Origin of the sequence: uncultured Vibrio sp., from assembly GCF_947488985.1 — a bacterium.
GTDB lineage: Bacteria > Pseudomonadota > Gammaproteobacteria > Enterobacterales > Vibrionaceae > Vibrio.
Genome location: NZ_CANLBV010000141.1, coordinates 1 through 5,844, shown reverse-complemented (window position 1 = coordinate 5,844; position 5,844 = coordinate 1). Strand labels below are relative to the sequence as shown.

The window sequence follows — 5,844 nt, the reverse complement described above, 5'->3', positions numbered from 1 at the left end:
CAGTTGAGGGAAATTAATGTCCATATAGTACCTCCGAGCAGAGTTACTATTAGATCAGAAATTTAATCAAATTGGTACTACTACGCCCATACCAAAAGCTCCATTTATTACTACTTAGTGCACTTATAAATACAAAAACGCCTAGCGTTTGCTAGGCGTTGGTAAATCATATCTTGCGTATGTTCACTAGAGTATTTGTTTAAGTACTCTGTCAGCTTTCACTCGCGTAATCTTGCGAATCAGCTTTTGAACTTCTTCTGGGTAGCTATCTACTTTGTCTAACTGCTTATAAGTACAAATAAGCTGAGTGTGTTGAAGAATGTTATCTACTTCAGCTTGGAACTTGTCAGTTAGGTGGTGATAGTTATCTTGGATAAAGATGCCGTTCTCTAGGTCTAATTTCCAAGCTCTAGGGTTTAGGTTATTACCGGTAAGTAGCATGTAGCGCTTATCGACCCAAATGCCTTTTAGGTGGAAGCTGTTAGAGTCGTGTCGCCAAAGTTGAATCGATAGATTGCGGCTTGCAATATGTGCTTCATTAGCTTTAGCAAAGCGACGTAAGTTCAGCTCATAAAGATATGGCAAGCCACCAATCGTTTTAAACTCTTCTTCTGGAGATATGAAGAAATCATTCGCCGTTTTGTCACCAACAACAATGCTGACCTTTACACCACGCTTAAGCGCCTTTTTAACTTCTTTAGCTAGGCTAGGAGGGAAGTTAAAGTAAGGGGTGCAAATGAAGATCTCGTCTTTAGCCTGAGCGACTAGTTGATTTATGCCTTGGTTAAGACGATTACGTCGTTTGCCGATCCCGACTAGCGGTGTTACAGCAACTTGCTCTGGCGAAACTTCCTGACCATCAAACTGGTACTGAGATCTGGCTAGAGATGCACGAAACTGGCGGATCGCTGGCTTTAGTTCTTTAGTTACTGGCTTATTCTTGTCTGCTAAGTCATTAACGGCACTGTCCGCGATCATCTGTTCATGTACATACGTAAACATTGAATCAGCAAGCGCTGCATTGTTTAAAACGTGGTAGCGATCGAAGCGATAGCGGTCATGGTAATTCAAGTAGATATTGTTAAGGCTGGCACCGCTGTATATCACGCTGTCATCGATGATAAAGCCTTTTAAGTGTAGTACGCCAAAGACTTCTTTACCGCGAACCGGAATACCATAGACTGGAATTGCGTGCTGATATTTTTCTGCGAACTCTTTATACATCGCTGCATTGCCTTCAGAAGACTCTGCGCCAATCAATCCACGCTGTGCACGGTGCCAATCGACACACACACTCACGTCTAATTCTGGATTCGTTTGCTTTGCTTCATATAAGGCAGTTAGGATCTCACGGCCAGCCTCATCATCTTCAAGATACAAAGCGACTAAACTAATACGAGTCGTTGCGCGAGATATCTCATCAAGTAGGCGAATTCGAAACTCTTGCGCTGATAGCAGTACTTCAAACTTGTCAGGATTCTGCGCTATGGTTGGCAACTGTATGAATGGATTCCTACTGGCAATCATATTGACTGTTTTACCTTAAAAATATGCAAAATTGCGAACTTTTAATTTTACCAAAGGGATGGCGTTAAATACTAGATAATCGAGGCATTCGCTAACAATTTTGCTGATAATGCATAGGAATGAGATCTTTTCCGCTATTCGAATAGCGCTCGTATAAAACTCTTAAACCATTTGGCAGATCTTGAGGGGCTACTTGTACGAATTGGTGTCGCGCGTAAAAATTGAAGAGATGAGCGTAGGCAAAGCAGTAATCGTTTTCCGTAAGCGTGTGTTGTGCACAAAAATCCATAAGCTGAGAGCCTAATTGCTTACCACGATGTTGTTTTGATATCGCCATACCGGTAAGTAAGCGATTATTTTCTACTGTACGAAGACGCACGACACCGCACAGCTCGTTATCCAGTAATAACGAATAGATCAGTTCACTCTTATTAGCTTTCCCTGTTGGGTAATGTTCTTTATAGAAACGCTTAACAAGGGGAACCTTTAATGGGTCTAATTGGGTAATGATGACATTATTCATTCAGTCACTGCGCCATTGGTTTATCTGCTGTAGAATGATCGCAGTGTAAGTTAATTGAATATCGCCATGCAATTCCATCTCAATGCTAGTTTAAAAAAAGTTCATACTTTTTCCATCGATCAGACGTGTGATGCGTTGGTGGAAGTGACCACTATCGAAGAACTGATATCGGTTTATCAAGACCCCAAATGGTCAACATTACCTAAGTTAATATTAGGTAAGGGTAGCAATATGCTTTTTACTGAGCACTTCGCTGGCTTGATCATTGTGAATAAAATAGCCGGGATTGAGTTGACCGAGACAGACAGCCATCATCTTCTGCATGTTAGTGGTGGTGAGGATTGGCCAAGATTAGTTGAGTGGAGTGTCGATAAAGGGCTAGGAGGTCTAGAGAATCTAGCCATGATACCTGGCTGCTCAGGCTCTGCGCCGATCCAGAATATTGGTGCGTATGGTGTTGAACTTCAAGACGTATGTGAGTATGTCGATATCCTGTGTCTGGATACTTATACAGTTAAGCGATTAAGCAAAGAACAGTGTCTCTTTGGTTATCGAGATTCTATTTTCAAACACGCCCTCTATGGCAAAGCGATCGTAGTTGCGCTCGGTTTAACGCTGCCGAAAGAGTGGCAGCCATGTCATCACTATGGCCCGCTAAAAAGTCTAGCAGCTGATACTCTCTCTCCTCGTACTATATTTGATGAAGTCTGTGCTATCCGCACAAGTAAGTTGCCAGACCCTAAAGTACAAGGGAATGCGGGTAGCTTCTTCAAAAATCCGGTGATCACCAAAGATCATTTTGATCGCCTGTTAGCCTTATACCCAAATATTGTCGGTTATGAGAGTCAGGACAGGATCAAAGTCGCTGCAGGCTGGTTGATTGATCAATGTCAGTTCAAGGGGGTGACAGAAGGGGGGGCTCAGGTTCACCCCAACCAAGCATTGGTTATCATCAATTATGATGAGGCTTCTGCCGTCGATATTCTCAAGCTAGCAGAGCGAGTGCGCCAGTCCGTCTTGACTAAATTCGATATTCGATTGGAACATGAAGTGCGTTTTATGGGGCGAGATTGCGAGACAAACCTAGATAAGGCCTTGGAGTCATTAGTATGAGAGAACACAGTACCAAGCTTGCACTATTGAGATGCCTTGCTGACGGCGAGTTTCATTCCGGTGAAGATTTAGGTGAAATGATCGGTGTATCACGCGCGGCGATCAGTAAGCACATTAAAGGTATCCAAGAGTGGGGATTGGATATCTACCGAGTACAAGGTAAGGGCTATAAGCTCGCTAGCCGTTTAGATATGCTTGACCAACGAAAATTGTCTGCTGTTAACCACGATGCTTCTCTTGAGCTGATTTCAATCATAGGTTCTACCAACCAGTATCTACTAGAACGCACTGGCACTCTCGAATCAGGTTCTGTTTGCATTGCTGAATATCAAGCTGCAGGACGTGGGCGTCGTGGGCGAGAGTGGGTATCGCCATTCGGTGCAAATCTCTATCTTTCAATGTATTGGAGACTCGACGCTGGGATGGCTGCCGCAATGGGCTTAAGCCTTGTGGTAGGGGTGGCGGTTGTTGAAGCTTTGGAAGAGATGGGCGTAGAAGGCGTTAAACTGAAATGGCCGAATGATCTTTATCACAATGATAAGAAGCTCGCGGGTATCTTGGTTGAATTGTCAGGGCAATCTGGTGGTGCGGCTCATATTGTTGTTGGCTTAGGGCTTAATCTATCCATGGATCCCTCAACTTCAGGCATTGGCCAACCATGGACCTCTTTGAAAGAAGTTTGTGATGGAAAAGTATTAGACCGCAATCATCTTGCTCAGACCCTGATTCATGCTTGGGACAAAACCTTGAGTGACTATGAGATGAAGGGGATGTCAAACTTTGTCGAGCGCTGGAATCGTTTAGATAACTTCTTAGGTCGCAATGTAAAACTTATTATTGGACCTAGAGAGATAGAAGGTGTTGTGCAAGGCATCGACGAGCAGGGTGCAGTGCTGCTGAAAACTGATAATGGTATCGAACGCTATATTGGCGGGGAGATCTCTCTCAGGAACGGAAGCTAATTTACTATTTTCTTAGTAACACTTCTTCCACCATGTGATTCGTCCCTTTACGCAATATGAGTTGAGCCCTTTCCCGGGTCGGAAGGATGTTCTTTTCCAAGTTCAAGCCATTGATTGAACTCCATATTGTCTCTGCTTTATCCAATGCCTCTTGATCCGATAGTTTGGTGTAATGACTAAAATACGAACCTGGCTTAGTAAATGCCCCCTCGCGGAATTTCATAAAGCGATTGATGTACCACTCCTTAATTTGCCGACTATCGGCATCCACATAGAGTGAAAAGTCGAGGAAGTCAGAAATAAACACACGGTGAGGCTCGTGTGGATAGTTCATGCCGCTTTGTAAGACGTTTAGCCCCTCAATAATGAGAACGTCTGGCAGGTCTACACATTTAACATCATCCGTAATGTTATAAGTAAGGTGTGAGTACACGGGCGCAGTGACATTTCGCTTACAGGCTTTGACGTCCGAGACAAATCTTACTAAGCGCTTGATATCGTAAGATTCTGGAAATCCCTTTTTACTCATCAAGCCTTTCTCTTCTAACACTTCATTTGGATATAAAAAGCCATCGGTTGTCACGAGTTCCACTTTAGGGTGATTTTCCCAGCGAGAAAGTAGGGCTTTAAGTAGACGGGCAGTCGTACTTTTTCCTACAGCAACACTGCCGGCAATACCGATAATAAAAGGTGGCGCCTTCTCTTTCTTGTCCAGAAACTGATGAAGGACTGAATTTCTATTTTGCCTAGCTGCCACATAGAGATTCAATAGGCGAGAGAGTGGTAGGTAGATCTCTACCGCCTCTTCCATTGTGAGCTTTTCATTGATGCCTTGAAGCTCTTTTAAGTCGCTCTCAGAAAGTGTCATCGGAACTAAATTTCTTAGTTCAGACCAGTGTGCACGGTCAAATGACATAAATGGGCTCATACAAAACTCTATAGTGGGAAACAAAACAGTGCATGGAAAATACATCAAGCGGTAGATAAATAAAATATCTTCCTGTATCGGATGTGGATTAAAGATGGAAACCTTGAGCCAAATTACCGTATGTAGGTACTTGGTAAGAGAAATTTGTATTTTTTTTCAATTTGCTATTGCAAGGTGGAAAATCATTCAATAAAATGCGCCCCACTTGTGCCGACTTAGCTCAGTAGGTAGAGCAACTGACTTGTAATCAGTAGGTCACCAGTTCGATTCCGGTAGTCGGCACCACTTTCTTCCTTCCTAATTTAGGCAAGCGAGAGAAAGTTCAAAATTTGGAGGGGTTCCCGAGTGGCCAAAGGGAGCAGACTGTAAATCTGTTGGCACTGCCTTCGATGGTTCGAATCCGTCCCCCTCCACCAAATTCTAAAGGTTAAATAGCTCAAGCAGAGTTACGTGTTGCGTGCATCGTATAATGGCTATTACCTCAGCCTTCCAAGCTGATGATGCGGGTTCGATTCCCGCTGCACGCTCCAACTCATTTTGTGTGCTGATATAGCTCAGTCGGTAGAGCGCACCCTTGGTAAGGGTGAGGTCCCCAGTTCGACTCTGGGTATTAGCACCAGTCTAAAGCTTCTTCTCCTTTAATAAAGAAAACCATTTTTTTGGTTGCGTGGTCTTATATTAAGCCACCTAATCCGTACCTAGAGGGACACCCCATGTCTAAAGAAAAATTTGAACGTACGAAACCGCACGTAAACGTTGGTACTATCGGCCACGTTGACCACGGTAAAACA

At 43.6% G+C, this 5,844-nt stretch carries 5 protein-coding genes and 4 tRNA genes; 6 read left to right on the top strand and 3 right to left on the bottom strand.

The genetic code is table 11. The features are described 5' to 3' along the window. Nucleotides 1-186 precede the first annotated feature (186 nt). Together pssA and Q1A70_RS18580 are read right to left on the bottom strand one after the other, a co-directional pair. Nucleotides 187-1,527: a CDP-diacylglycerol--serine O-phosphatidyltransferase gene (gene pssA, locus Q1A70_RS18585; protein ID WP_299695131.1), complete on the bottom strand. Its 1,341-nt coding sequence runs from the start codon at nt 1,525-1,527 to the stop codon at nt 187-189. 91 nt (nt 1,528-1,618) lie between these two features. After that, nucleotides 1,619-2,050, bottom strand: a complete 432-nt coding sequence (locus tag Q1A70_RS18580; protein WP_299695128.1) for a GNAT family N-acetyltransferase — start codon at nt 2,048-2,050, stop codon at nt 1,619-1,621. A 66-nt stretch (nt 2,051-2,116) separates the two neighbouring features. On the opposite strand from Q1A70_RS18580, the gene murB reads away from it, so the two are divergent. Both murB and birA read left to right on the top strand, forming a co-directional pair. Continuing rightward, nucleotides 2,117-3,163 (top strand): UDP-N-acetylmuramate dehydrogenase, encoded by a 1,047-nt coding sequence (gene murB / locus Q1A70_RS18575; protein WP_299695123.1) that lies wholly within the window; start codon nt 2,117-2,119, stop codon nt 3,161-3,163. Further along, on the top strand, nt 3,160-4,125 hold the full coding sequence (gene birA, locus Q1A70_RS18570) for a bifunctional biotin--[acetyl-CoA-carboxylase] ligase/biotin operon repressor BirA (protein ID WP_299695120.1): 966 nt from the start codon (nt 3,160-3,162) through the stop codon (nt 4,123-4,125). Before murB ends, birA begins: the two co-directional genes overlap by 4 nt. Nucleotides 4,126-4,129: 4 nt before the next feature. On the opposite strand, the gene coaA is transcribed toward birA, so the two are convergent. Further along, complete coding sequence (coaA, locus tag Q1A70_RS18565) at nt 4,130-5,053, bottom strand: type I pantothenate kinase (RefSeq protein ID WP_299695116.1); 924 nt, start codon at nt 5,051-5,053, stop codon at nt 4,130-4,132. 209 nt (nt 5,054-5,262) lie between these two features. On the opposite strand from coaA, the gene Q1A70_RS18560 reads away from it, so the two are divergent. The 4 genes from Q1A70_RS18560 to Q1A70_RS18545 all read left to right on the top strand — a co-directional run bounded on the left by Q1A70_RS18560 (nt 5,263) and on the right by Q1A70_RS18545 (nt 5,672). Then, a tRNA-Thr gene (locus tag Q1A70_RS18560) sits at nt 5,263-5,338 on the top strand. A 46-nt stretch (nt 5,339-5,384) separates the two neighbouring features. Next, a tRNA-Tyr gene (locus Q1A70_RS18555) sits at nt 5,385-5,469 on the top strand. 39 nt (nt 5,470-5,508) lie between these two features. Further along, nucleotides 5,509-5,583 (top strand) — tRNA-Gly (locus Q1A70_RS18550). Between the two features lie 13 nt (nt 5,584-5,596). Then, nucleotides 5,597-5,672, top strand: a tRNA-Thr gene (locus tag Q1A70_RS18545). Nucleotides 5,673-5,844 lie beyond the last annotated feature (172 nt).

Excerpts from the sequence above, each read along its gene's own strand:
- pssA (WP_299695131.1), bottom strand. The coding sequence starts at position 1,527 with ATGATTGCCAGTAGGAATCCATTCATACAGTTGCCAACCATAGCGCAG.
- coaA (WP_299695116.1), bottom strand. The coding sequence starts at position 5,053 with ATGAGCCCATTTATGTCATTTGACCGTGCACACTGGTCTGAACTAAGA.
- Q1A70_RS18580 (WP_299695128.1), bottom strand. The coding sequence starts at position 2,050 with ATGAATAATGTCATCATTACCCAATTAGACCCATTAAAGGTTCCCCTT.
- murB (WP_299695123.1), top strand. The coding sequence starts at position 2,117 with ATGCAATTCCATCTCAATGCTAGTTTAAAAAAAGTTCATACTTTTTCC.
- birA (WP_299695120.1), top strand. The coding sequence starts at position 3,160 with ATGAGAGAACACAGTACCAAGCTTGCACTATTGAGATGCCTTGCTGAC.